Below are 24605 nucleotides of genomic sequence, written 5' to 3'. Positions count from 1 at the left end.
AGCAAGTCGTCGGTATCCGCGTTCTTGCCCCCAGTGAATGAAGGGCCCGTCGGACTTGGGAAAGTAGCCGGATAAGGATTCCGTAAACAGGCGGCAATTCAAGGAAACAACTGCATCAACGCATCGGCAAAGATAGCCATGCCCCGCGCGTCGGGATGGTTGATCGAGTTCAGCATCAGCGTGCTGTACGGAATCCCCTGCCGCCACAACCGCCCGTAACGCAGAGAGGCATCCGCTAAAGCGACGCGGTGTTTCTGACTGAATTGTCGTAATCCGATTGTGTAGGGGCGAGGATCCACATCGACCTCGCGCTCTCCCGTCAGTCCCATCCAATCCGGACGTACGTAGTGCGGCGTGAGAATAATCCACTCCGCGTTGATGGCGCGAAAATCGGAGAGCACGCCGGCGTAGAGTTGTTCTACTTGCTGCGGATTGAGGCCCGCGTCGTTGACGAATTCGGACACGACCAGGTCAGGCTTGGCTCCCAGCACCTTTTCGCGGAAGTTGTGTTCGCTGCCGGGCGGCTCCGCGAGATACCGGCTCGTGTTGCGACCTCCCCATGCTTCCGTGACGAGCATGATGTTGGCGTTGGTGTACCGTTTCTTGAGACCGGCAACAAACTGTACCTGCCAGCGTTCATGTTCCGACACGTAGGATCCGTCGGTCACGCTGTCTCCCCAGGCCAGAATTCGCAGTTCCTCCCCCGATGACAGCTTTTCGAGCGTTCTCGGTAACAATTGTTTGGCCACCGTGGGCGAGGGCTTGGGCGGTTCCGGATACGATCGCTCCAACACCGGAAAGAGATGTTCCGGGGCAAGCTTGCCAATCCTCCCGGGAAGCCAGATATTCGCCAAGCGACGTTCCCCTTGGACGATGGCGGGTGGGTGAGGAGCGGCGGCTCGCGGTATTCCGCGGCGCAGCTCGATGTCTCCCTCTTGGGAAAGCACGATCGAATCAAGCCGCAACGGCACATAGCGATAACTGATGAAAACTGGCTGGCCTTCTTCGATCCGCCCCTCGGGCAACCGTCCTACGGTGCCCCAATCGTCGTCCAACTCGAAGTCTCTTTCGCGTAGAAAAGTTGCTGAATCCGGACCGGAGCCCGATCGCAACGTCACGCTCGCCGGCTCCAATAAATACGGAGTCGTCACCTCCTGCGCTCGTATCTTTTCGAGCCTGATTCCTTTTAGCCAAACCGCGGTTCGGGCGTTGTACAACGGCAGGGACGGGTGGCGTTCGTTCCGCACGTCAACGGCTTGGGAACGATCGACAAACAATTTCGTCGAACGTTCCTGGCCCGTCTCGGTCATTCGGCTGACATGCACTTCCCAATCGCCCGCGAGACGGAACTTCACTTCTTCCCCAAGCCCACGGTTAGGAATAAGAAACAGCAGCCAACCGACCACGAAGATGCGACCCGTCATTCCAGCGTCTCCCTAAAAACCTGAACGCCAAATTGCTGTCACCCGAATGAAACTGCGATTGTGCCGAACTTCCGTTTCGCTTTCGACCGGTTATTCTTGCTCCGCGGCCGCCATGCGTTCGATCCGCCTTTGAATCGGGGCGTAAGGATCGGCAGGCTTTCGCGCCGGGTCCACGTAGTCGACCAGATCGCGCAGCGCGATGACCTTGAAACCGCCATCGCGCAGATAGTCCATGCAGCGCGTGAAATCTTCGGGAGCGGTCGAGGCGTGGGCGTAATAGTCCGGTACGCCGTGGAAAACCACCACGGCAATTTTCCCATCCTTGGCCCGATCGACCGCACTTGCAAAATCTTCCACTGTCGCCCCTTGTTGGGACCCGTGTCCGTAGATCTCTTTGGCGCTGGTGGAATTCTCATCAAAGGCCGAACCCCACACAAACGCGGCCGGAATCAGGTAGGGATGGTCCTCCAGCGGGTCGTAGACCGGGCCGATGTAGTCCTCGAGAGAACCGGGATACTCGGGAGAAAAAGCTCGGCGACCAAAAAGATAACCCTTGCGTTCCAAGGCCTTTACGCATCTGATGTCATGACTGCCAGCCGGATAGGCGCAGCTGACTGGCTGGGGAAGCCCTTCCTTTTTGAACGCGATTTCTATCGGCTCGAGTTCCTGGGCCACGATCTCGTCGACGGATAAGGACGTAAAGTGAGCATGAGTCTCGGAATGATTCCCCAGTTCAAAACCCATTTCATTCAGTTCGCGCAGTTCTTCCCATGAAATCCAATATTTCGGGTCTTCATGATATCCGAACCAGTCGGCGTTCGTGTTGGTCACATAAAACGTGGCGCCAAAACCATACTCTTGCAGTAGTGGGCCGACAAACGTGCGCCAGCTTTTCGCCCGGTCATCAAACGTTAGGACCACCAGCTTGTCGGGGATGGGTTTCAACTCTGGCGCTGCGCCGGTTTGGGAGTCGCTCTGCTGTCTTTGGCAGGATGTCATCCCTGTGACCATAAGGATTCCCACCAAGGCGAACGAGATCATTCTCATGTCATGTTCCTTTTTGATTTCCTCGCTGTCGCGTATTGGCGAGTCTGCTCTACGGTCAGCTAACGCGACCGACTGGTTAATAGATTTACGCGGATCAGCGGGCCGCTGGTCCAAGTAGCTTACCAAATCGCATCGTGCACTCACGGTTCATCCATCCTTATACAATTTCATCCGTCGTTGCACAATTAAAATATCCTTTTCAAGTCTGTCAGTCTACAGTGTGAAGAATACGGGCAGCCTACTATTTTGCCAGATCGTAGCAGCGAATATCGCGATCGTTCCGCAGATAAACACTGCGATTTGCGAACGCCAGATGCGACCAGACCAACGTCCTGCCGGCGACTTAATGGGTGGGTTCAAACAGTTTGGCTCGACAGATTTCCTGATACCCGGTGGGATCCATCCGCGCCATGATCAACTCGCCCCGGTCATTGGCAAGGAAGAACCGATCTTCTTGGCGAACAGTAAACACATTGGCGGCTCAGAGCGCTGGACGCTTGCCCGTTGATGGCTGGAAAGTCGACCAGAGCCGCTCCCCATCGGCGAGTCTAGATGTTTCGTAGGAAACCAAATACTTATCACCGATAAGAATTGCATTGGGTGGCGTTTTACAATTCCGGCCACCGTCGTGGAAGCAAAAACGTTGAGGGCGACCGTAACTACAGCGGTGTCTGGAGGAGCCCTTTCTTATAAAACCGAAGTTCGCCCGGCGTTAGCAAGTTGCCACTCGATATGGTAACAACGGGGCCTTCCACAACACCTAGCGCATTTGAGAACGTATTCCGTCGCTTGTCATCGGGACGGCCACATCCGAATGAGTGCGTTGTGTTTCCCCGACCCGCAAGGGAGGTAAACTGAACCGTATGAGACGCGGGGATGTTGATTATGGTATGACGGGGCCAGCCGCCGCCGCCAGACCGTGGCGGCCCCGGATTGTAATCCGCTGCAGCGCGGCGCGTCCCTTTGCGCTATTACTATTCGCCGTTTGGGCGGCTGTGATGCTGCCATTGGCCGGTTACAGCGACGACGCCCCGCGAAGCACGGCTGCCACGGAAGAGGAAGCGTTGACGCAAGGAAAGACGCTGATCAACTCGGGAATACACGATGACGCGATTATCGAATTCAACCGGGCGATTGAATTGAACTCCGATAGCGTAGAGGGTTTCAAGTATCGCGCGCTGGCATGCTTTCACATGCGACAGCTCGAGCAGGCGATTCAAGACCTGGGACGCGCGATCAAGTTAGCTCCTGAGGACGTCAGCCTCTATCTCGACCGAGCCCGCTTCCATCGCGCTGCCGGGAATCACGATGGTCTATTGGCCGACTGTACCGCGGCGCTGGAGCGGGATTCTGAAGCCGCCGATGCATGGTCCCTGCGCGCCGGTTCATTCTGCGAACGGGGGATGTATGGTGAAGCGATCGAGGCGGCTGAACAAGCAATACGGCTCAATCCGGAACATGCGCCGGCCTACAACAACTTGGCAGTGGTTTACATGAACCAGGGAAGGAATCGTCGGACGACCCAATACTTCGACTTGGCGATTCAACACAACCGGCAGTTACCGACCGCCTACGGCAACCGGGCGAAAGTCCATCTCGCGACGGCCAACCCAAATTGGCCCAAAGCGGTGTCTTTCAGAATTCCTTCTGCTTCAACGGGCACAAGTACAAACGGTTGACTCGCGCTCGCGACCAAGCGCGACGTTTGTTACGCGAGCGCGGACCGGGGACCGTGTTGCCGGTGCTGCATGAGTGGACGGCAGCGCGACTGCCGAACCGCCAAAGTACGCCACAGGATGTTGAGCTGGGCCCTGAGCATGATCTGCTCGAGGCGCTGTGGGTTTACCAAGGCCTGCGCAGCCCAAACCCGGAGTTACTCGAGATCTGTTTAACCTCCGCCAACGGCCGAGTCCGCGCTGCGGCTGTGAGAGTGCTGTCCGACTGGCACGCAGAAATCGACGGTACTAATGCGAAGCTAGCTCGAGCCGTAAACGATCTCAACTCACAAGTCCGGCTCGATGCGGTCAATGCGTTGCGTAGTCTGCACACCGCGGAAGCCGTTATCATCGCACTGCGAGCCTTAGACCACAGAATCGACCAGTTCCTTGAGTTCGCTCTATTTCGCACGATCCATGAGCGGCTCGATGTGTGGTTGGCAGACTTTCAGGCAGGGAAAGACATTTTCGAGGGCAAACCTGAACGAACGGCTTTCGCGTTTGCGTCGGTGGGCGGACAGATTGCGACGGGCCCCTTGGCGGTACTCCTGTGCGACGGGCAGCTTAAGGACGAACAGAAGTTGTCGGCTCTCGGCATTCTTGCCACGTTTGGTAACGCGACGCAACGCGAGGCGGTCCTCAACCATCTGCCGCGCCTCCCGGCGGACGGAGTGACAAACGTCCTTCAGGCTCTGCTAGCTGGAGGTCGCCTAGAGGTACCTGAGAATGCCTCGGGTGTTTGCCGTCTTTGTGAATCGAAGAATTCGGAAATCCGCGGGTTGGCGATGGAGTTAGCCGACAAATGGCGGATTCATGCAGCCAGTTCTGCGCTGCGCCAGATCGCGACCAAGGCGACAACCTCGCGGGAAGAACGACTCGCAGCTGGCCACGCTCTGATTGCGGTTGATTTGGCCAAAGGCACCACGATCTTGCAGCAGATATTCGAGCAAGCGTCGAATGATGATGTACGCGCATCAGCGATCGCGGCCTTAGCTCGGTGCTCCGCTGCCCGCGCGATTCCGCAGGCCGACCCGATTGCTTGCCGACCCGATCCAACCTGAATTGGCAGCACTTATCGTGGAGGCCGTTTTAACGCAACAAGATTCCCGGGAGCTGCTGGTCGCGGAGCTGCGTGGAACCCGTATTCCCAGCCCTATCGCGCGACTGGTGCTAGATCGCGTCCGACTTTCTGGTCAAGAAATGCCGGAGCTCGCGTCCGCGATTCGCCGGTCGGGAGAGCTAAAGGAGCTAGTGGGGATAACGCCTGACGAAGCATCGCAGCTGATCGGCGATGTCGCCAGACTCGGCGATCCATGCCGAGGCCAGGAGATTTATCAGCGCAAGAATCTCAACTGTACAGGTTGCCATGCGATTGCAGGCTCACCGGCCGGCATCGGCCCCGACTTGTCCAGCATCGGCGCTTCGGCGCGAGTCGCGGACCTCTTGCAGTCGATCCTCGACCCATAAAAAAGGGGTACGGCACGGTCCTGGTGATGACCATTGACAGGCGAGTACTTGCTGGCGTTATGACTCAGCAATCCAGCACAGTGGTACGAATTCGGGATGCGAACGGCAAGGAACTTATGATTCCAACGGAAGACATTGAAGACATCGTTCCCAGTGACATATCGATGATGCCTGCGGGGATCGCTGAGGACTTGACCCGCGAAGAAATAGTCGACTTGGTGCGATATTTGTCATCGCTTGGTCGGCATTAAGCCGGCGGCGCCTGCCGCCGCGACCAGCCGACAAGCATTGCATTCGAGGATCTACCCATGCTTAACACCCAAACGAAAAACTTTCAAAAAGAGGGGTACTGCCTGTTCGAGAACGTGCTGACTGTCAAAGAGATTGGCGCGATACGAAATGAGCTGGACCATGCCATTGCCAACCTCCCTGAAAAACTAACGGTCTTCAAAGAAGGCGTTGACCAGGAAGTCGATGCACGTCCGGAATACATGACCGAGCCACACCCCAAGAATGCGTTCTGGATGGAGGTTTGCCGGCATCCACACGTTCTCGATGCCGTCGAGTCGGTGCTAGGGCCCAATTTAATTCTAATCATGTCACATCTGATCGTAAAAATCCCCGAAGCAGGGCTTCCAGTAACATGGCATCAGGACAATACCTACTGGCCCTCTGTTTCCGGCACCGAGGTGGCAACCGTATGGATGGCTGTCGACGACACCGATGTGTCGAACGGTTGCATGCAGGTGATTCCATGTACTCATGCAGGTTATCCCGAACTGGAGAAGGTGAAGACCGGCAAAGACGACCTGCTCGGCCTGACGGTCGAGGTGACAGAAAAGATGGCTGCGGAAGCGATCCCTCTGGAAATGAAAGCGGGCAGCTTATCGATCCATGACTCTTTCGTGTTGCACGGTAGTGAAGCAAACACCAGCGGCTGCCGTCGGGCCGCCTACACGATGCGCTACGCCAACGCAAATACAGTGACCATAGATACGGAAGCGCACTGGGTCCCTGTTTATCTTGTCCGAGGCAACGGGGGAGCCAACGAAAAGCAATATGTGGATGCCCGTCCGGGTTGCCCTGTTCCCGAAGTGTCCTCCTGAGGCCTATTCAGTGTACAGCCCAGATTGGCTTACGTTTTTCACGCTAAGCAATTGCTGTTTGTGCGTGAGGGCTTGATCAGCTCCGGACATTTCACAGCAAGCGGCAAAGCCGCGCTCAACGCAGGTCTCCCGACCTCGCCGACCGAAGGTCTCCTTGCATAAGAGTCGCTTGGTGGTTCTTGGAGACCTACGGTCGTAAAAAGTGCGGGGTCGGAGACCCGCGCACAGCGCAGCGATTCTGCGGGCTAACGCCGATTGTGAAAAGGCTTATTCCCGTTAAGGATAGATCTCCGCTTTACGGTTCGCTTCACTGGTCTCAAAAGCCGTCTAATTCGCCAAGTCTTGCCAAGCTTGCAATTCTTGTTGGGTCAGTTGAAGATGGATTCCCGACACGTTGTCCAGTAAACATCGGAACCAATCGCGCGATTGGTATCTCCGTGCGGCGAAGCGGCTTGCCAGATAACCCAAGGGAATAAATGCCAGGCCGAATGTGTAGTTGGTGACTACCCAGATCGGATCAAGTGCCTCGAAGGGAAGCAATGGATCGACCTGCCGATGGTTAACCCACTGGAGGCCGGCGAGGAATGCCGAAAAACCAACCAAAGGAGAGAGCAGAATGATCCATTTGAATTGTCGGATCTTCATCATTCGGAGTGAAGTCAACGAGCATTGAATTGTTTTCACGGTGTGAGACCAATTGATCGATGCAAGCTGCACCAGCTGCCAGATGCTGCTGATCAGCAGTAGGATCGCAGCCGCTAAGACGAGGAATGCGGGTCCAGCAATGGATGTTTCTTGCCAATGATCGCCAAGGATTCCGCCAAAGACAAGAGCAACCAAAAGGCAGAATACTAGATCAAGAGATGGCCAGATTGCTAAGCGAGCCACGCGGTTCTGAGCGGGCTTCTTCGCAACTTCTTCCAGAATTCGGCGCTCAATACGGAGCAGTTGGTCGAATTTGTTGTCGAGTTGTTTCCATTGTTGTTCTAGCTCTTCAAATTGCATGATAGATTTTCCCTGTTGATCGTTTAGCGTGATTCAGTCGACTCTTTGAGTGAACGTTTCAATCGATTGATCCGTGTGCCAACATTCGATTCTGTTATGCCTATGATGCCGCCAATCTCTCGGTAAGACTGCCCTTCGAGGTAAAGCAAAAGAATGGCGCGGTCCGATTCGTTTTGGCGATCTAAAAGTTCATGAAGGTGCAAGAGTTGTTCTTGGTGGGGTTCATCTTGAGGAGACGCAAATTCTGGCATCTCTTCGATCCCCGTCTGCTCTCGCCGGCGTGCCTTGCGACGCACTGAATCAATGGCGACGTTCAGCGCGACGCGATACATCCATGTTGAAAATGGACGTGCGCCATCGTAGTTCTCAAAACTAGCCCAAAGTTGACTCAAGATATCTTGGAGCAAATCATCGCGATCATCCGCTGTTGAGCTGTAGACCCAGCAAACTTTCATAATGAGGCGACGATGTGCGTCGATGAGCGTGATAAAGGTTGATTGATCCACCGTGTGGCACGCGGAACGCTCATCGTTTTGTTGTGGGCCGTTCATCGATGAATCTGACTCGTTGGGGGCGATTGTGTTGTGCTCTGGGTTGTGATTCGTTGGATAGGCCGTTTTGTCACAGCAAAACGAAAAGTTTTTTTGGAAGAGTGACTTATCACTCCCTGAATCCACCTTTCCATGAGGGGTTACGGGTTCCAGATGCTTTCGGGATCAAAAGAGCAGGCAAAATAGGGGATCAGCCGTTCGTTGTGCTTCGAATAGCTTAAACAGCTACCCGTCATGGAGCGGTTAATTGAAGCGGAGAAAGAGTCAGCGACGAAGGTTTGACCAGATTGACGATGGATCGGGGTGTCAGGGTTAATTTGCGTTGGGTTCACTGGTAATTCAACGCTCAGTATCAGTTCCTTGTGAAAGCCTGGCAAGTTGAATCTTGCTCGGGTCGCTTTACCAGTTGATCGGTCGTTGGTAAATTCAGCAATCCATGAAACAGAAACTCATCTAGACCGGTCTGGTCTCCCTCGTAGTCGCTCTCGGCGGGTTTTTAATGGGGTTTGATGCTGGGGTCGTGTCCGGCGCAAACCCTTTCTACAAGGATTTCTTTTTCCTTAGTGATTGGGCGCTTGGATGGTCCGTGGGCTGTTTGACGTTTGGTGCCATGCTTGGCAATGCTGTGGCGGGACCTCTAGCGGATCGGTTTGGTCGCAAACCTGTTTTGATGGTTGCCGCCCTATTCTATTCGCTCTCAGCGGTTAGCTCGGCTCTCGCCACTGATTTTAGTCTCTTTATTGTGGCCCGAATGTTGGGTGGCGTAGCCGTTGGATTAGCGTTACTGATTGCCCCGGTTTACATTGCCGAAATATCGGCCGCGAAATTGCGTGGGCGTTTTGTCTCATTTAACCAACTCAATATTGTCATCGGTTTTTCGGCAGTATTCTTTTCGAATTACTACATCTTGAAGGCCGCTGATTCAGGGGGGACCGATTGGATCGACAAACTGAATTGTTGGCGTTGGATGTTGGGCGCTGAGACGTTGCCAGCAGTTCTTTATTTTGTCTTTCTCTTTTTTGTGCCTCGCAGTCCTCGGTGGTTAGCCAAACGGGGCCGCTACGATGAAGCGTTAGTGGTACTGAAAAAGTTTGTCAGCTTGGAAGAGGCCACTGAGTCGCTGGAGGAAATTAAGCAGCATCTCGCAGCCGAAATCGACACAAAGCCATCGCTTGCTGAACTGTTTTCGAGACGCATGAGCTTCATTATGTTCATTGCGCTCGGATTAGGATTCTTTCAGCAAATTACGGGTATCAATGCAATCTTTTTCTACGCTCCAACAATCTTCGAAAAGACCGGCATTCGGCAAGAGAATGCTTTCTTGCAGACGATCATCATCGGTTTGGTGAATCTCGGTTTTACCGTTCTAGCGATTTATTTCATCGATCGATTTGGGCGTCGCCCTTTGTTACTGGTGGGCACTGCGGTAATGGCGATCTGCTTATTGACAACAGCCTGGGCTTTTCAAACGGCTACTTATCAGCTGACCAAGGAATCATTGAAAAAACTAAGCTCGGAGATGCCAGTCGAAGTGGTGGATGCGTTAGCTCCCATGGTTGGTAAATCGTTCGGATCGGAGGCAGCTTTTGTCTCGGAAGCGACGAAAATGGCGGGGCCGAAGGTCTTGGGGACGACTGACTTTGAGACCCAGATTCCAGCTAACCTGAATTCAGTGGTAAATGAATTGGATCCGGCTGCATTCGCGAATTCGGCCAGCTTCGAAGCCGAAATCACACGTAAGGTAGGTCAGCAGCCATTTGTGGAAACATTTCCAGTTTCGGGTAAGAATGCGCTGCGGGCGCTGAAGAAACAATCATTCGGGTCACGTGCCGAATTGATGCAGGCGGTAAATAATCATCTCGATCATGTTGCGTTGGACGGATATACGTCGACGCTGACAAGTAAGGGACTCATCATTCGAGCCGAACTCGTACTGGCTGCAATTATTGGCTACATCGCTGCGTTCGCAATCTCGCTGGGTCCGGTGATGTGGGCCATGTTCTCGGAGATTTTTCCCAATCGACTTCGTGGCCTTGCGATTTCAGTGGCCGGGTTTTTTAACTCGCTGGTCAGCTACGGAGTCCAACAGGTGTTTCCATGGGAACTTTCTTCGCTCGGCCCGGCAGGTACCTTCTTGATTTTTGGCCTGTTTGCCGCACTTGCCTTCTTCTTTACCGCGAAGTTTATTCCGGAAACAAAAGGTCGATCTTTGGAGCAGCTTGAGGAAGATTTTACCGTCAAAATATGAAAGTGATCGAGATGCCCATTGTACCGCTGTTGAAGCTGGTGATCGTCGCGACAACCTTCTTTTCGGTCAGTGAAGTTTTGGCCACAGACAGACCACAAGTCATCGTCAAGGCGACGGATTACATGGCAGCCTCGGACGGCGTGTCGAAGGCGAACGGATACGTGGCGATAGCTCCCGGCGAGAATTGGATCTCCCTTGATGTCAAAATTCCTGAGACGGGGCGCTATCGGGTGGATGTTGCCTCAAAAGCTGCGGCGGATGATTCCGTAACGCTGTACGTAGAGGACTACATTGAGAACACGGATGGCAGGAACTACAACATTACTGCCGCGATGGTGCCGCCGGCAGAGGAGGCGTTTCAAATCGTCGGGAAAGACGGTTCGCCACTGAAGGCAGGACAGCACCGGATGAAGCTTCATGCGGACGGAGGGGCGTCATCGATTCAATCGATTACTTTTACTTCGATCAAACCTCACGAGTTGACGCCGTACACTCTGAAGCAGAATCTCGTTGGAAAGGATTGGGTGTTAGTTTGGTCGGATGAGTTTGAGAGCGAAGGGCTGCCCGACCCGAAGATTTGGGCCTACGACATCGGAAATTGGGGATGGGGCAACCATGAGCCTCAGTATTACACAGCGGAACGACTTGAAAATGCCCGCTGCGAAGATGGTCGTTTGATCGTTGAGGCACGCAAAGACAGAAAAAACGGTGGCTGGAGCTCCGCCCGATTAACGACGCGCGGTCCAATGAGCCTTTTGTACGGTCGAATTGAACTCAGTGGCAGAGTGGCAGAGTGGCAGAGTGGCTGCACGGGATGGAGCTTGGGCCGCCGTCTGGTTGTTGGGAGACGATTTTCGAGACGAACTCTCATGGCCCTATTGTGGGGAAATCGATATTCTTGAAAACGTAGGGCGTGAGATCGATGATAAAACGGGTGACGGTCTCAATCACTTCTCCTGTCACACGGGGGCCTATTACTTTAAGAAGGGAAATCACATTTCAACCACCGTTCCCGTCAAAGATATGACCAATCAGTTTCACACCTACGCGATTGAATGGACACCCAAAGCGATCACAATGTTTCTTGATGGCGAGCATTACTACACCTACGATAAAACGAAAGACGATTTAGCATTTCCATTCAATCGTCCCCAAAACCTGATTGTTAACATGGCAATGGGCGGGGGTATGGGAGGAAAGATTGATCCAAAGTTGAGATCTCAAAAAATGGAACTCGAATACATTCGAGTTGATGGTCGCCAATAAGATGGGGCGAAAGAAAAACATACGAGTCGCCGATTGTTCGCTTCATACGCTCGATCGTACTGTCGAAGGTCGCTACGTTCTGCTGGACGGCGAACGGTTTTACCGCATCGCCCATTACGATCAACTTGCTCCCTTTTTTATGAGCGTTGTCAGCGATTCCGACCATTGGATGTTTATTTCGAGCAATGGTGCGCTGACCGCAGGCCGACGGAATCCCGAACATGCGTTGTTCCCATGCGAGACCGATGACAAAATTCACGACGCCTGGGATCGTACGGGTAGTAAGACGATTCTGCGATTAAACAAGACGGATGGTGATCGATTGTGGGAACCCTTTTCGGCACGTTATCAAAACTTGTACGAGACGGAACGACACCTCTATAAAAACATACCTGGCAACAAGTTGATCTTTGAAGAGATTAACCGGTCGCTTGGCTTGTCGTTTCAATATGCTTGGCTCGTGAGTGAGCGGTTTGGTTTTGTGAGGCATGCCAAACTAGCGAATCTGTCTACGGAGGTGATTCAGCTTAGCGTCGTTGATGGTTTGCAAAATCTGCTACCCGCGAATATTGATCGTGGTATGCAAAATGCTTTTAGCACCTTGCTCGATGCCTACAAAAAGTCTGGATTAATCGCTGGAAATGGAATCGGAATCTATGCGCTCAGCTCGATTCCCGTTGATCGAGCCGAGCCGAGTGAATCTTTAATGGCAAATACCGTGTGGTCGACTGGGATTTCTGAGCCAAAATATCTTCTTTCCGATCGGCAACTGGACGCGTTCCGCCACGGGCGTGCCGTTAGTTCGGAGCAACTGATACGGGGTCAGAGGGGAAGTTATTTTTTGCAGTCGGGTTGCGAGTTGGTTCCAAATCAACAAACGGCTTAGTTTTTCGTTGCGGAAGTTGATCAATCGCAAAACGATATCGTCGAGTTGCAACAGCATATGGAGGGGGATACGTCACTAGGCGCGCAGTTGTTGGCCGACGTTGATCGGGGCACTCAGCGCCTTCAGGAAATTGTTTCTGATGCGGACGGTCTTCAGGCCAGTGGAGATCGATTGCAAGCGAGCCGCCATTTTTCAAATACCCTTTGCAACGTGATGCGGGGAGGGATCTTCGAGAACGGTTACCAGATTTCAGGAGAAGATCTCCTGCGTTTTGTGCGAGCTGCAAATCGTCCGGTGGCCCAACGGCATGCCGAGTTTTTATCCTCGCTACCCACGGAGTTTGAGCATTTAGCGGGCCTCGCTTTATTTAAGAACTATGATGATGCGGATTTACTGCGTCTTTATTTTGAATACCTTCCACTTACCTTCAGTCGCCGCCATGGCGATCCCAGTTGACCCTGGAATCAGTTTTCGATCGATACGCAACGGCCAGATTGTTCGAGGATTTTGAATTATCAAGGGAATTGGCGCGATATTTTTCAGAACTGGGAGGCGTTGGGCCTTTCCTATCCGGAATTCTTAGAGAGTGTTGTTTTTAAGTTTGTGAATGCGTCGACGGTTGATGGATACAACCCCTACCGAATCACTCGTGACGGCATTGATTGGGAGGTGCACGATCCGAGTGACCCTTGGTCAAACATTGGTTATTGGGGGGATCATCAAATTGTCTATTTGCTCAAGTTGATTGAGCATTCGGAGGCGTATCATCCGGGTCGCCTCGGAGAATATTTGGACGACGATATCTTCGTCTATGCACACGTGCCCTATCAGATTAAGTCGCTCGATGACTTGTTCAAGAATCCACGAGACAGCATTGAATTTGATCATGTGGCCCACGATTTGTTGATGAAACGTACTCAACAAATCGGTTCGGATGGCAAGCTCTTGCATCATGACGATAGCCACCCGATTCGTGTGAATCTGGCCGAAAAACTATTAGTACCCGTTTTGGCGAAAATGGCGAATTTCATTCCGGATGCTGGTATCTGGATGAATACTCAACGCCCGGAATGGAACGACGCGAACAACGCATTGGTTGGCTACGGTGTTTCCATGGTGACGCTCTATTATCTGCGGCGTTATCTAGATTTCTGTGGAAGGCTGTTCGCTCAGTGCCAGGTTACCCAATACGAAGTTTCTGCTGAAATTTGCATGCTTCTTCGCTCCACCGAGGCCGTATTGATGGAGCATCACCAGAAGATGGCCGGGGGGTTTGACTCTCGGGAACGGCGACAATTTGTTAATGAGATTGGGGCTGCCGGGAGTTGTTATCGAGAATTAATCTACGACGACGGTCTGTCGGGTGAGAAGGTTTCCCTGTCGGTTGAAAGTATCACGCGTTCTTGACTTGGCAAAGCAATATCTAGAGCGAACCGTCGTTGCGAATCGCCGTGCCGACGGGCTTTATTACGCGTACTACCTGATGCAGGTAGATCCCGACGGTGGCATCTCAATCCGACAGCTGGCCGAGATGCTTGAGGGACAGGTCGCCGTTCTGTCTTCGGGTTGCCTTGATGCTCGAGAGAGCATCGATCTGTTGGAATCTTTGCGGGCAAGTTCGCTTTATCGGCCGGACCAGCACAGGTATTTACTCTATCCGGACCGAATTTTGACGGGCTTTATGGAGAAAAATGTTTTGCCGGAGCGCTTCGTCGACGAATCGCTGTTACTGAAAAAAATGTTGGAGATGAAAGACAAACGTCTCGTGTCCCGTGATGCTGCGGGACAGGTGCGTTTCCATCCGGAATTTCGCAACAGTGCTGATTTGTGCGCGGCAATGGATGGGGTCGAAGAATGCGATTCATTAGAACGCGATCGATTACTTGCAGCTTATGAAGCGGTATTTGACCACCAATCGTTTACGGGCCGATCGGGAACGTTTTTTAAGTATGAAGGGCTGGGCTGTATCTATTGGCACATGGTGTCCAAGCTGTTGCTTGCCGTCCAGGAAATTCTCATTGAGGCGCGATCGCAGAATGAAACCCCCGAAGTGGTGGCACGTCTGCTCGAACGATATGGTGAAATTCAGGCAGGGGTTGGCGCAAAGAAATCGGTGATTGAACAAGGAGCTTTTCCAACTGATCCGTATTCACATACTCCATCGATGCTCGGGGCTCAACAACCTGGTTTGACCGGACAGGTCAAAGAGGACTTTATCGTGCGACTGCGAGAGTTGGGAGTACGGATCGAAGAGGGTTGCTTGAAATTTGATCCCTTCCTGCTCGCCGACACGGAATTTTTAGAAGAGTCGGCGGAATTTGCGGGAATGACGCTGGCTGCTGGTAGTTTTGGATTTACCTTCTGCAAGGTTCCCATCGTGATCGGGCGAGCGAATCGTATGGCGATTTGTGTTCGGTATCATGATGGCAACAACGTGCGGAGCGACGAACTCTGTTTGGACGCCGCTACTAGCCGAGATATCTTCTGTCGTCGCGGTGTGGTTGAACTTATTGAAGTGTCAATGCTTTGCTAAGCTTCGGGCAACGGTGGCTCACCCAAACTTTGCGCTTCGTGAGGATCGCTTACACAGAACGGGAAATTAAAGAAAGGCTTGGATTGGCCTATTGGTGAATTTCAAACGCGATTAGATAGGAGCGGTCAAAATAGCAACATGCTAACAACAATCTTGAGGAAAAAACAATGGGTGTTGTGGAGCTGCTGGTTGACATGTTTGTTGGTCGCAGTGACGACCAGCGACGGTGCTGAGGATACGAATCGATGGACGTCGAAGCACCAAGCAAAGGTGCCACGGATCTGCAGGGAAATCCAGTGGAAGTCATTATCCCCAGAGAGCTCGGAAGCGATCCTCGCATCACGGATTGCGTTGCCGAAGGTGTCCCAACAGACCGCGGGGCCGAGCGAGTTCGGCGGAATAGATTCTGATCATCGATTGAAATGCGGCATGAATGGGAATCATCAGCCCTGCGTCGGATCCTTCTCGACGTCCCCCCAGAACCCGGCCGTTAGGATGCTTGGTGGATCACGTGCATTGGGTATGCGAGGGCCTAAAACGCTAAGTGGTTTTTACCGAGGGCAAATTCCGACGACCCACCTCGCCTGGCAAGAGAAGACGGGACTGTCAAGTACGTTCCCTCAAGAGGTGAATCAGAGGCCGAAAAAACTTCCTGCGACATCAACGATGATTCGGCTGCTCGCTTATAACATCAAACATGGGCGAGGTAACGACGGTCGAGTTGACTTGCAGCGAACCGCAGACGTGATTCGTCGCGTTCGAGCGGATGTGGTGGCCTTGCAGGAGGTTGATAAAAAGGTGGAAAGAAGTGGCCAGCTCAATGAGGCAAAACGTTTAGCAGAACTGACGGGTCTTCCTTATCATGCGTTTGGGAGCTTTTTCGATTACCAGGGAGGGGAATACGGGATGGCGATCATTTCTCGTTATCCGCTTCGGGACATCAAAAGGCTTCGTCTGCCTGATGGAGCTGAACCAAGGGCCTCTCTGATCGTTACCGTGGCTGCTCAAAAATCTTTTCGCCTCGCGAACGTGCATTTCTATCGGGACGAAAGGGAAAGGTTGGCACAAGCTCAGGCGTTACTGAAATATCTCCAGAATGAAAAATTGCCGAGCGTTATTGCAGGCGATTTTAATTCACGGCCGAAATCTGCTGTGCTGAAACTTTTTGCGGACTGGAATATTCCTGATAAGGGAGAGGATCATTTCACGTTCCCTTCCGATCGACCTCGTGTCGAAATTGATTTTCTCATGTTTCGACCTGAAAATGCCTTCGTCGTAAACGAGGTTGACGTCGTGAAGGAATCGCTTGCCTCCGATCATCGACCGGTTCTGATGGAAGTCAGTTTTGGCGAAACTAACAAATGAGACTTGAGTCTTAACGCACTCAAGGGATTAGGACGATTCGGCATTGATTTCTAGGATTTTCGATACCACATTGGCAACGGTTGCAACCTGGTCGCTATCCAAAACTGAAGATGCGTCGGCAGGTAATCTTATCTTTTCCAGGTTGTTTCTTGCCAGCGATTGCCAGTTCTGGAAAATAGCTTCGTCATACTGTTGGGTGATTAGCAGATAGATGTCGGTCTCGGTGGGGGTGCCTCGGTAGCTGTTTCCAAAATCTAATTGGCGAGAAAGGGTGCGCTCGAAGGGCTGTCTGATTTCATCAGGAAAGTGCGCAAAATGGGCCCGCGCTTGATCGCAGATGGCAGTTACGGCTTGTTGCGTCAAATGCCTGATATTTTGCTCTTCGTCGATGTCGATCGTCGATTCGATGTTCGATGCAAGGAGCGGCGGTATAGTGTCCAGCAGGATCAACCTGTCGACGGTGAATCCGCGATCGCTCAATTGCTTAGCCATTTCGAAAGCGACGGTACCACCGAAGCATTGCCCACCCAGGCAGATGCTCGTTTGGGGGGCCATTGCAGTGATTTGTTCTGCAAAGCCGGCGGCTGTTTCTTCGAGTGACCTATCGGGGCTTTCTATGCCGTCCAGGCCACGATACTCAAAAGAATAAAAGCCCCTCGTTGGATCCAGATTTCTCGCAAAAGTTACCAATGAAAGGGGGGTTTTTGCTGCTGAGGGGATGAATACGAAGGGGATTTTCCCTTCCTTCATCGTCTGTTTGTTGAGGCATCGCACTGTGGGGTTCCGATTAGCTCTGCTAGTTTCGCAACGGTAGGGTATTCGAAAAGTACGGTCATCGGAACATTGTATTGCAACGAATTTTTAATGGAGTGCTGCGTCTGAATGGCAGTGATCGAATCTCCACCTAATTCGAAAAAATCATCGTCGATTCCAACCGGTGAGATGTCCAAGCTCTTTTCGATGATCTTAACCAGTTGTTCTTCCGTTTGATTTCTTGGCGCCACATATTCTATTTCAAGGCTCGGACGACCGCGAGTCGATTCCGAAATTTTATCGATGCGGACCGACCTTTCATCTAGGGGGGTGTTCAACGCGAGGATACAATCCGTTTGTCGGTTTTTTCTGAGGGCGACGTCGAGTGTTCGAAGGCATGCGTCGATTGTGCTTAAATTCGTGTAACGTTCAGAGAAACGGTGTTGATTGCGTAACCAAAGATCTGACGCCGTTTGCAGCTTAAACACGTTCTTGCCGACATGTTCGGCTCTCGCCATACGCTGGAAACCTTCTGAAATGTCTTTGGCAGGGATCACTGTGGTGGGAGGCGGAGATAGTCGACCTTTTTCAAGTTGCCACATTAGGGAATCGAGCATCCTGGGGATTAATGGGTCACGTTCTTTCATCATGAGCCCTAGATCAAAAGCAAAATAGGAAAGGTTTTTGCTGAACGGCTGTAGGCCGATCATGGTGTTTGCTTGAATATCGCGTTTGCCAATTTCGATGAACCGTCCACCGTAACGTAATACCTCAAAATTTGCCGGGATGAATTCGGCGGCCAGTGAATTCAACACGACATCGATTCCTTCTCCCTCCGTCAGGTCACCGATTTCTTCCACAAAATCCAAGTCGCGTGAATTCATGATGTGAGTGATGTCGAGTTTTTCAAGGAACTTTCGTTTTGCCGCGCTGCCGACTGTGGCGAAAACCTCGGCACCAATGTTTTTCGCAATTTGAATGGCGGCAAGTCCTACACCACCCGCGGCTGCATGAATGAGTATCCGCTCACCGGCCTTTAGCTTGGCTAACTGATTCAAAGCGTATTCAGCAGTCAGGAAGACGATCGGAATTCCCGCGCCTTCTTCGAGGCTGATTGTGCTCGGTAATGGCGCCACAAACTCTGCGGAGGTTGTCATGGACGTTGAGAACGCATTGGATCCCATGGCAATCACTGGATCACCTGGTTGCAAATCGGTTTGCCCCGCACCTACGGCAGTGACAATGCCGGAACATTCGATGCCCATCCCCGAGGAATTGGTGGGCTGATTAATCGATACCATATTCAGTGTTTCCAGCAAATTTCGGAAATTTAGTCCGGCGGCAACGATATCAATCTGCACCTCACCCGGATTCGGTAATCGAGGTTCGAACGGCTCGGTATCAAAAGAATCCAAGTCGCCTTGTTCTCTGATAATAATTCGATGGTTGGGTGGCAGCAGGCCGTCGGCGGTAAAGGTTGAATCCTTCTCCTTGGCGATTGGTTCTGAGAAATCATCTGAAACCGGGCGCCTGATGAATCCATCCAATTCAAGTAATACGTTCCCCTGATCATCAACAAAACACATATTGGTTGAACCGCTGTTCGCCGTCGGTATGTGTTTCGTAAAGACAAAGAATTCCTGCGGCAGATCTCTGTAGATTCGTAACGAGGAAACGGAGAAGGGGATGGAATTCGGACCATCAATCCCAAATGGATCGGAAAACCCACGATCCAACATCGCGGGGTGCAGACGAAAGTCCGCAAGATCCCCTGCGAATTTCTGGGGAAGTCGAAACTTACGCCAGCAGGAATCCTCATTTTTTCGCGAGCCTTGTAGGCATTTCCAGTCCCAACGTTCACCGTAAGTGATGAAAGGTGAATCTTGGCTATTGTGGGATACGGGTGGCAGGTCAGTGGGAGGGGAGAGCCGTGCGGGAATGTCTTGTGAAGCCAAGCTATCCGAAATGACGCCTTGCACGTGGACGGTCCATTCAGCTTTTTCGTCCAACGATTTGGAACGAACTTCGAAAATTTGGTCATCGTTCACAGATTTGAATTCAATCTCAAGCTGAGAATCAGATCCTTTCACGAACAGAGGGCGTAAGAAGGCAATATCGGTTAGAACACGAGCCGCTGAATCGCCAACATGATCGATGAGGGCTGCCTGGACACATTCTATAAACGCTACCGCCGGAAGGAGGGCGGTGCCCTTGACGGAGTGCTCAAGCACCCAGCTCCCCTCCGCTTTTATGAGTCCCCTGTAAACACGAGTATTGTCATTGTAAGACTGTCCGGTTTTAATCAATGGGTGGTCCAAGGCGAAGGACTTGTCCAAGTCTCCGGTGGTGGTACCCGTCTTGGCGTTTGCGAGACTTTCCTGTTGATCCGCGTCCACGAAATTGGCGGCCATACCAACTTCTTCGACTGCGCCGAAGCCAATGGCGCAGCGGTTTATTCCGTCGTCCTGTTGGTTTTTGGGCGACGCCAGCATGTTCAGGACTTCATTGGAGCTGCTGTAGACGGATTGTCCTTTTGTGGCTCGAAGTGATGAATAGGACGACAGAAAAATCATGTTTTCGAGATTTCGCTCAGAAAAAACCTGTTCTAGGTTAAAGGCTCCGTGGACCTTTGCGCGGAAAATACGTTCGGCCGTGGCCTTATCCGTGGATACTAACATCTCACGAATGTTACTCGCTGCGCAGTGAATCACAGTGCTGATGGGGCCCATTTCGTTCTCGACGTTTTGGATTGCAGTTTCCAAACTTTCAAGATCGCTTACGTCGGTTGGAACGATGGATACCTTTGCCCCGCGGGACTCCAATGCCATGATCTGTTTGATCGCTTTGCCAATTTTGTCACCTATTGCCACGTGATGTTTCCATTGACTCCGTGGCGGCGGCGTCCATCGAGCTGTTAACGCAAGGTTGACTCGGTAGTGATCGAACAGATGTTTGGCAAACTCAAGCCCTAATGCGCCCGTTCCGCCGGTTATTAGGACGGTGGAATTAACTTGGAGACGCAAATTGCCAGTGGCAGGTTCGTCGATCTTGTACAATTCCTCCTGATAAGAACCGTGGGACCGTAAGGCGATGACACCTGAGTAAGGGACGGTTCGACATTCTCTTTCGATTGCGTCGACCAGCCATCCAGGAATCTGATTACTCTGGAATTCACCAATATCTGCTAGACGCAAGGCGATTCCCAAACCCTCATAGGGGACATTTATCACAGGTCCCTGTAAGTTTCCTTTTTCAGCGTAAATCGGCACTGATTCGGAGTCCGGTTGGCGTAATCCGTCAGCGGCGACAATGGTCTTCACAAGGTTGTATCCGCCCCTCGAAGTAATGGCCTGACACAGTGCTGTTAGGGTGTGAAAGCCGGTCTTGATCGAAGTCTGAAACGCATCGGTCGAATTGTGCGGTCCCGCTTTCCCCGTTACGGACCAAAGATGGAGGATACCGATGTTTGGGTTGTCAGTGCGACTCTGCAAGTCAGCGAGAATTTGCTCGAAGTCTTCTCGGCAGTCAGGCCGTACTTGATAGGAATTCTCGTTGACTTTGACGAACTCCGCACCAGGCGATACTTCAAGCACGTGATCGCTGTTCGATTTGATCCGGTGGCGAACCGCGTCGCCAAGTCCAAATTCATCTTTGAGGATGAGCCAAGACCGTTTGAGTGTCTCTTGTTCGGCAGCCTCGGCATCCAGGCGATAGGTGTTTCGTTCATAATAGACTGGCTGCTGAGACTCACTTGTTTCGGATTCACCGCGATTTAGCCAATGTCGACGACGATCGAATGAATAGGTTGGAAGTTCGACCATGGGAGGTGCGGGTTTGTCTTTGGGCCAGGTAATCGATGCACCGTGGCACCAGAGATTGGCGATCGCTCGGGTGACGGAATCGGTAGGGAGCGTCTTGACTTTGCGGTGGTTATCGAGCGAGGTGACAAGGCATTGGTCCGCATCATGTTGCCGAATTAGATCAGTCAAGGTTCTCCCGGGTCCGACTTCGAGATAAACGGCATCGCCCTGCGCCAGCAGATGGTTCGCGCTCGCGGAAAAAAGTACGGTGTGTCGCACGTGGTCCGACCAATACAAAGGGTCTCGCGCTTCCTCGTCTTTTAATGGCTTTCCGCTGCTATTCGAAATGAGCGGGATTTCAGGTGCATGAAGCTCGATGCTTGTCAGCAGTTCCCTGAAGTCGGGCAGTGCAGGGTCCATCATCCAGCTGTGAAAAGCGTGTGACGTATGGAGTGCGCGGGTTCCCACCCCCTTTTCTGAAATGCGATCGGCAAAGCTGGACGTGAGTTCAGTTGGGCCAGCTACGATGCTGACTCCGGGTGCGTTCAGGGCAGCAATATCAAGACCGTCTGGTAGTTCGGATTCAATCTTCTCAGGAGGCGACATCACGGCTAACATGCTTCCTGGTTTGCACGCTTGCATGAGTTTCGCGCGATGAGCGACCAGTTTCAGCGCGTCCGGTAGTGAGAACACATTCGCGATGCAGGCGGCGACAATCTCGCCAATGGAATGACCGAGTAGAACCGAGGGCTTAACCCCGGATTGCATGAACAGACTCGCCAAAGCGTATTCGACGACAAACAGCGCCGGTTGGGCGTTCGCCGTTTGTTGTAACTTATCCGCGCACCCATTCGCATCGTCGGTCAGATTCGGATGGAGGATGGTCCGAATGTCATATCCGAGTTCTGGCAACAAGAGTTCAGCGCATTGATCAATTGTCTCCCGATAACCGCTTTGCTGATGGTAGAGCTCCGCTCCCATGCCTGGATATTGTGATCCTTGGCCCGGGAACAGAAACACGACCGAGCGGTCTGAGTTTTTCGCGACGGCTTTTGCAATCGGCTCGTGTTGGTTGAAGGTCGATAAATCATCGAGGGATTTGTCGAGATTGTAGCAAACACGATGTTCCATGTTCTTGCGCCCATGGATCAGTGTACGTGCCACCGCATCACCACTTGTTTCAGGCGACCGTGCCAGGAAAGATGCCGTATCGGAAACACGTCTCTGTAGAGTTGCTGGTGTTTTTGCCGAAAACAGAAATAGTTTGTCGGTGCGTTCTGTTGGCTTTTGTGGTTCCTGCCGGTATTCCTCTAAGATAACATGCGCGTTGGTGCCTCCAAAACCGAACGATGACACGGCCGCGCGGCGCGGCGATTCCTGAGACTTCCATGACATCGCTTCTGTGTTAATGAAGAAAGGTGTTGCTGCGAGATCAATCTTGGGATTCGGTTGACGATAGTTTGCCAATGGGGGTAGCACTCGATGCTGCAATGCCATACATGCTTTGATCGTGCTAATTACGCCAGCAGCGGTCCGCAGATGACCGACGTTTGCTTTGACAGAACCTAGTGCACAAGAATTCGATCGGCTCGTGGTGCCTTGATAGACATCGGATATCGTACTGATTTCCACGGGGTCTCCAAGCAGCGTGGCAGTGCCGTGGGCTTCGAGATATCCAATGCTGCCGCCGTCGATACCTGAGTCAGTAAGTGCGCGTTCCACCGCGGAACGCTGTCCCGCCGGGCTTGGTGCAATGAAGCTTTCTTTTCCGGGAGGAGAGCCATCATTGCTAACGCCAGAACCCCGAATTACGGCGATAATCGGATTCCCTGCGGCCAATGCATCCTCGAGCGGGCGGAGGACGATCGTCCCCACACCCGAGCCAAATACCGTACCATCCGCATCAGCAGAGAAGGGGCGAACAACACCCGTTGGCGACAGCATGCCCTCGATCGATCCCATGTAGCCACAAACCTGTGGTGAAGTGATCGAAGCGCCACCCGCAATGGCGATGTCACACTCACCGTTTCGCAATGCTTTTACCGATAGATGAATGGCAATCAGAGAGGTGGCACAGGCTGCCATCACGGTGAAGGATGGTCCTTGTAGATTGAGTTTGTGTGACACTCGCACACAAGGAAAGTCCAAAGCGTTTCCAAGTCGAATCGGAATCAAAACGCTTGGATCGTCAACCGTGAGTTGGCCGTCTTCCGCTTCTACACTGTCGGGTTCGATGGTTCGAATATAACCTGATTCAACACCTCCAAATACGGAAGTTCGAACCCCATTGTCGCCCGGTACGATGCAGGCGCGTTCGAGCGCTTCCCAGGTGCACTCCAAAAAAAGTCGGTGGGTAGGATCGGTTCGTTCTGCCTCAAAACTCGGCATGTCAAAAAAAGATGCGTCGAAACGGTCGACATGATCCAACCAGGGAAATGAACGCACAAAATCTGGGTTGGCGATTTGGTGGCGCGATAGGCCCGAACGTCGTAATTCAGATCGAGTCGGTCGGGTTAAGCAATCGCGACGATTGATTAAATTTTTCCATAAATCAGCCGGTGTGCTCGCACCAGGCACTTTCAGAGCCATGCCAACAACGGCGATCGGTTGGGAGTCTGGAGACTTCTTCGGGCTTCGGGTCATAGCGTCGTTGTGTTTCGGTTTTACGAATGTTGCATGGAATAGCGTGCTGTGTTTCGAAATTCCAATGGACGGATTCCTGACAGGAAGTTCACTTCCGTTACCAACGGGCACGCTCTTGGAACTTAGCTTTTTTACGGTTAGCCGAAAAAATCGTGTGGGTTCGCGGCGGATCCGACCGGTTTTCCCGACTTGTTAGGCGGTTGAGACGATTAAGAGCGAAGTTCCAAAAGTGTCGGATGTTGTGGTAAGGCAATGCTCCAGCCGAAAGAAGGAAAGCTTGCATCAGCCCGTGTTGGAATCGGGTGGCTGGAACGTTCCATTTGCTTCGCCCGTTGGCAAAGGTCAAACCTGAACGCGGCACTTTTTTGCAGATTATTTCGCCCGTGACTGTCATGAGGATTGGATAGCCCTCCTACCGAGCGCTCTTAAGCCACGATGTACCGGCTGATGTGGCGCAGGCTCAAGCTACAGAGACGATTTGAGAGGACTCAAGGCGGAAGCGGAGCCTTGCCAAGATCTCGGAGATCAATCGTGGACTTTAGAGATTTCCCTTTGGCCCTCATGCGTTACTTGTGTCTGCGAATACTGTCCGTGGCTTCCGACGACTGTGATGAATCAGGTACGGTTTGTCTATCAATCTCGGTGATGCGCTGGCGTGCCCTAAAGCGATGAACTGTCTACGGGGCGCGAACTTGATTGTGTCGTGCACTGGGTGCGAGTCGTGGACGTCCGGCGTGGACCCTCAACGATATGACCCGACATGATTGCTTAAAGGTCGCAGGAAAGGTGAGCTCCC

At 52.4% G+C, this 24605-nt stretch carries 20 protein-coding genes; 14 read left to right on the top strand and 6 right to left on the bottom strand.

The window, feature by feature from the left end; all coding sequences use genetic code 11:
• Positions 1–98: 98 nt before the first annotated feature.
• Together P8N76_17090 and P8N76_17085 are read right to left on the bottom strand one after the other, a co-directional pair.
• Positions 99–1424: an SGNH/GDSL hydrolase family protein gene (locus P8N76_17090; GenBank protein MDG2383389.1), complete on the bottom strand. Its 1326-nt coding sequence runs from the start codon at positions 1422–1424 to the stop codon at positions 99–101.
• Positions 1425–1514: 90 nt separating this feature from the next.
• Positions 1515–2471 (bottom strand): polysaccharide deacetylase family protein, encoded by a 957-nt coding sequence (locus P8N76_17085; GenBank protein MDG2383388.1) that lies wholly within the window; start codon positions 2469–2471, stop codon positions 1515–1517.
• A 313-nt stretch (positions 2472–2784) separates the two neighbouring features.
• On the opposite strand from P8N76_17085, the gene P8N76_17080 reads away from it, so the two are divergent.
• The 6 genes from P8N76_17080 (at position 2785) to P8N76_17055 (ending at position 6759) form a co-directional block, all read left to right on the top strand.
• Positions 2785–2979 (top strand): hypothetical protein, encoded by a 195-nt coding sequence (locus P8N76_17080; GenBank protein ID MDG2383387.1) that lies wholly within the window; start codon positions 2785–2787, stop codon positions 2977–2979.
• A 355-nt stretch (positions 2980–3334) separates the two neighbouring features.
• Positions 3335–4150 carry a tetratricopeptide repeat protein gene (locus P8N76_17075; GenBank protein MDG2383386.1) on the top strand — a complete coding sequence of 272 codons (816 nt, stop codon included), beginning with the start codon at positions 3335–3337 and terminating at the stop codon, positions 4148–4150.
• The gene (locus P8N76_17070; protein ID MDG2383385.1) at positions 4147–5247 is read left to right on the top strand and encodes a HEAT repeat domain-containing protein; all 1101 of its coding nucleotides are present in this window, start codon (positions 4147–4149) and stop codon (positions 5245–5247) included. Before P8N76_17075 ends, P8N76_17070 begins: the two co-directional genes overlap by 4 nt.
• Before the next feature lies 1 nt (position 5248).
• A complete protein-coding gene (locus tag P8N76_17065) occupies positions 5249–5653 on the top strand; it encodes a c-type cytochrome (protein MDG2383384.1) in 405 nt (134 codons plus the stop codon).
• Between the two features lie 23 nt (positions 5654–5676).
• Positions 5677–5904 carry a hypothetical protein gene (locus P8N76_17060; protein ID MDG2383383.1) on the top strand — a complete coding sequence of 76 codons (228 nt, stop codon included), beginning with the start codon at positions 5677–5679 and terminating at the stop codon, positions 5902–5904.
• Between the two features lie 57 nt (positions 5905–5961).
• Positions 5962–6759 carry a phytanoyl-CoA dioxygenase family protein gene (locus P8N76_17055; GenBank protein MDG2383382.1) on the top strand — a complete coding sequence of 266 codons (798 nt, stop codon included), beginning with the start codon at positions 5962–5964 and terminating at the stop codon, positions 6757–6759.
• 327 nt (positions 6760–7086) lie between these two features.
• Here P8N76_17055 and P8N76_17050 read toward each other — a convergent pair whose 3' ends face one another.
• Both P8N76_17050 and P8N76_17045 read right to left on the bottom strand, forming a co-directional pair.
• A complete protein-coding gene (locus P8N76_17050) occupies positions 7087–7764 on the bottom strand; it encodes a hypothetical protein (protein ID MDG2383381.1) in 678 nt (225 codons plus the stop codon).
• Positions 7765–7787: 23 nt separating this feature from the next.
• Complete coding sequence (locus tag P8N76_17045; protein ID MDG2383380.1) at positions 7788–8315, bottom strand: RNA polymerase sigma factor; 528 nt, start codon at positions 8313–8315, stop codon at positions 7788–7790.
• A 463-nt stretch (positions 8316–8778) separates the two neighbouring features.
• Between P8N76_17045 and P8N76_17040 the strand changes: the two genes are divergently transcribed.
• The 8 genes from P8N76_17040 (at position 8779) to P8N76_17005 (ending at position 16613) form a co-directional block, all read left to right on the top strand.
• Complete coding sequence (locus tag P8N76_17040; protein ID MDG2383379.1) at positions 8779–10563, top strand: sugar porter family MFS transporter; 1785 nt, start codon at positions 8779–8781, stop codon at positions 10561–10563.
• 11 nt (positions 10564–10574) lie between these two features.
• Positions 10575–11465, top strand: a complete 891-nt coding sequence (locus tag P8N76_17035; protein MDG2383378.1) for a hypothetical protein — start codon at positions 10575–10577, stop codon at positions 11463–11465.
• Positions 11404–11829, top strand: a complete 426-nt coding sequence (locus P8N76_17030) for a glycoside hydrolase family 16 protein (protein ID MDG2383377.1) — start codon at positions 11404–11406, stop codon at positions 11827–11829. The genes P8N76_17035 and P8N76_17030 overlap by 62 nt, the downstream gene beginning before the upstream one ends.
• Positions 11816–12715, top strand: coding sequence for a hypothetical protein (locus P8N76_17025; GenBank protein MDG2383376.1), 900 nt, complete (start codon positions 11816–11818; stop codon positions 12713–12715). Before P8N76_17030 ends, P8N76_17025 begins: the two co-directional genes overlap by 14 nt.
• 45 nt (positions 12716–12760) lie before the next feature.
• Positions 12761–13171: a hypothetical protein gene (locus P8N76_17020; protein ID MDG2383375.1), complete on the top strand. Its 411-nt coding sequence runs from the start codon at positions 12761–12763 to the stop codon at positions 13169–13171.
• A 51-nt stretch (positions 13172–13222) separates the two neighbouring features.
• A complete protein-coding gene (locus tag P8N76_17015) occupies positions 13223–14122 on the top strand; it encodes a hypothetical protein (GenBank protein MDG2383374.1) in 900 nt (299 codons plus the stop codon).
• Entirely contained in the window at positions 14100–15248 is a 1149-nt protein-coding gene (locus P8N76_17010) for a hypothetical protein (protein MDG2383373.1), read from the top strand. The genes P8N76_17015 and P8N76_17010 overlap by 23 nt, the downstream gene beginning before the upstream one ends.
• Before the next feature lie 666 nt (positions 15249–15914).
• Positions 15915–16613, top strand: a complete 699-nt coding sequence (locus P8N76_17005; GenBank protein MDG2383372.1) for an endonuclease/exonuclease/phosphatase family protein — start codon at positions 15915–15917, stop codon at positions 16611–16613.
• A gap of 27 nt (positions 16614–16640) precedes the next feature.
• Here P8N76_17005 and P8N76_17000 read toward each other — a convergent pair whose 3' ends face one another.
• Together P8N76_17000 and P8N76_16995 are read right to left on the bottom strand one after the other, a co-directional pair.
• Positions 16641–17387 carry a thioesterase domain-containing protein gene (locus P8N76_17000; protein ID MDG2383371.1) on the bottom strand — a complete coding sequence of 249 codons (747 nt, stop codon included), beginning with the start codon at positions 17385–17387 and terminating at the stop codon, positions 16641–16643.
• Positions 17360–23809, bottom strand: a complete 6450-nt coding sequence (locus tag P8N76_16995; protein MDG2383370.1) for an SDR family NAD(P)-dependent oxidoreductase — start codon at positions 23807–23809, stop codon at positions 17360–17362. The genes P8N76_17000 and P8N76_16995 overlap by 28 nt, the downstream gene beginning before the upstream one ends.
• Positions 23810–24605: the final 796 nt, after the last annotated feature.

The organism is Pirellulaceae bacterium, assembly GCA_029243025.1.
In the GTDB taxonomy this organism is placed as follows: domain Bacteria; phylum Planctomycetota; class Planctomycetia; order Pirellulales; family Pirellulaceae.
This window is presented reverse-complemented; position numbering and strand designations above follow the sequence as displayed.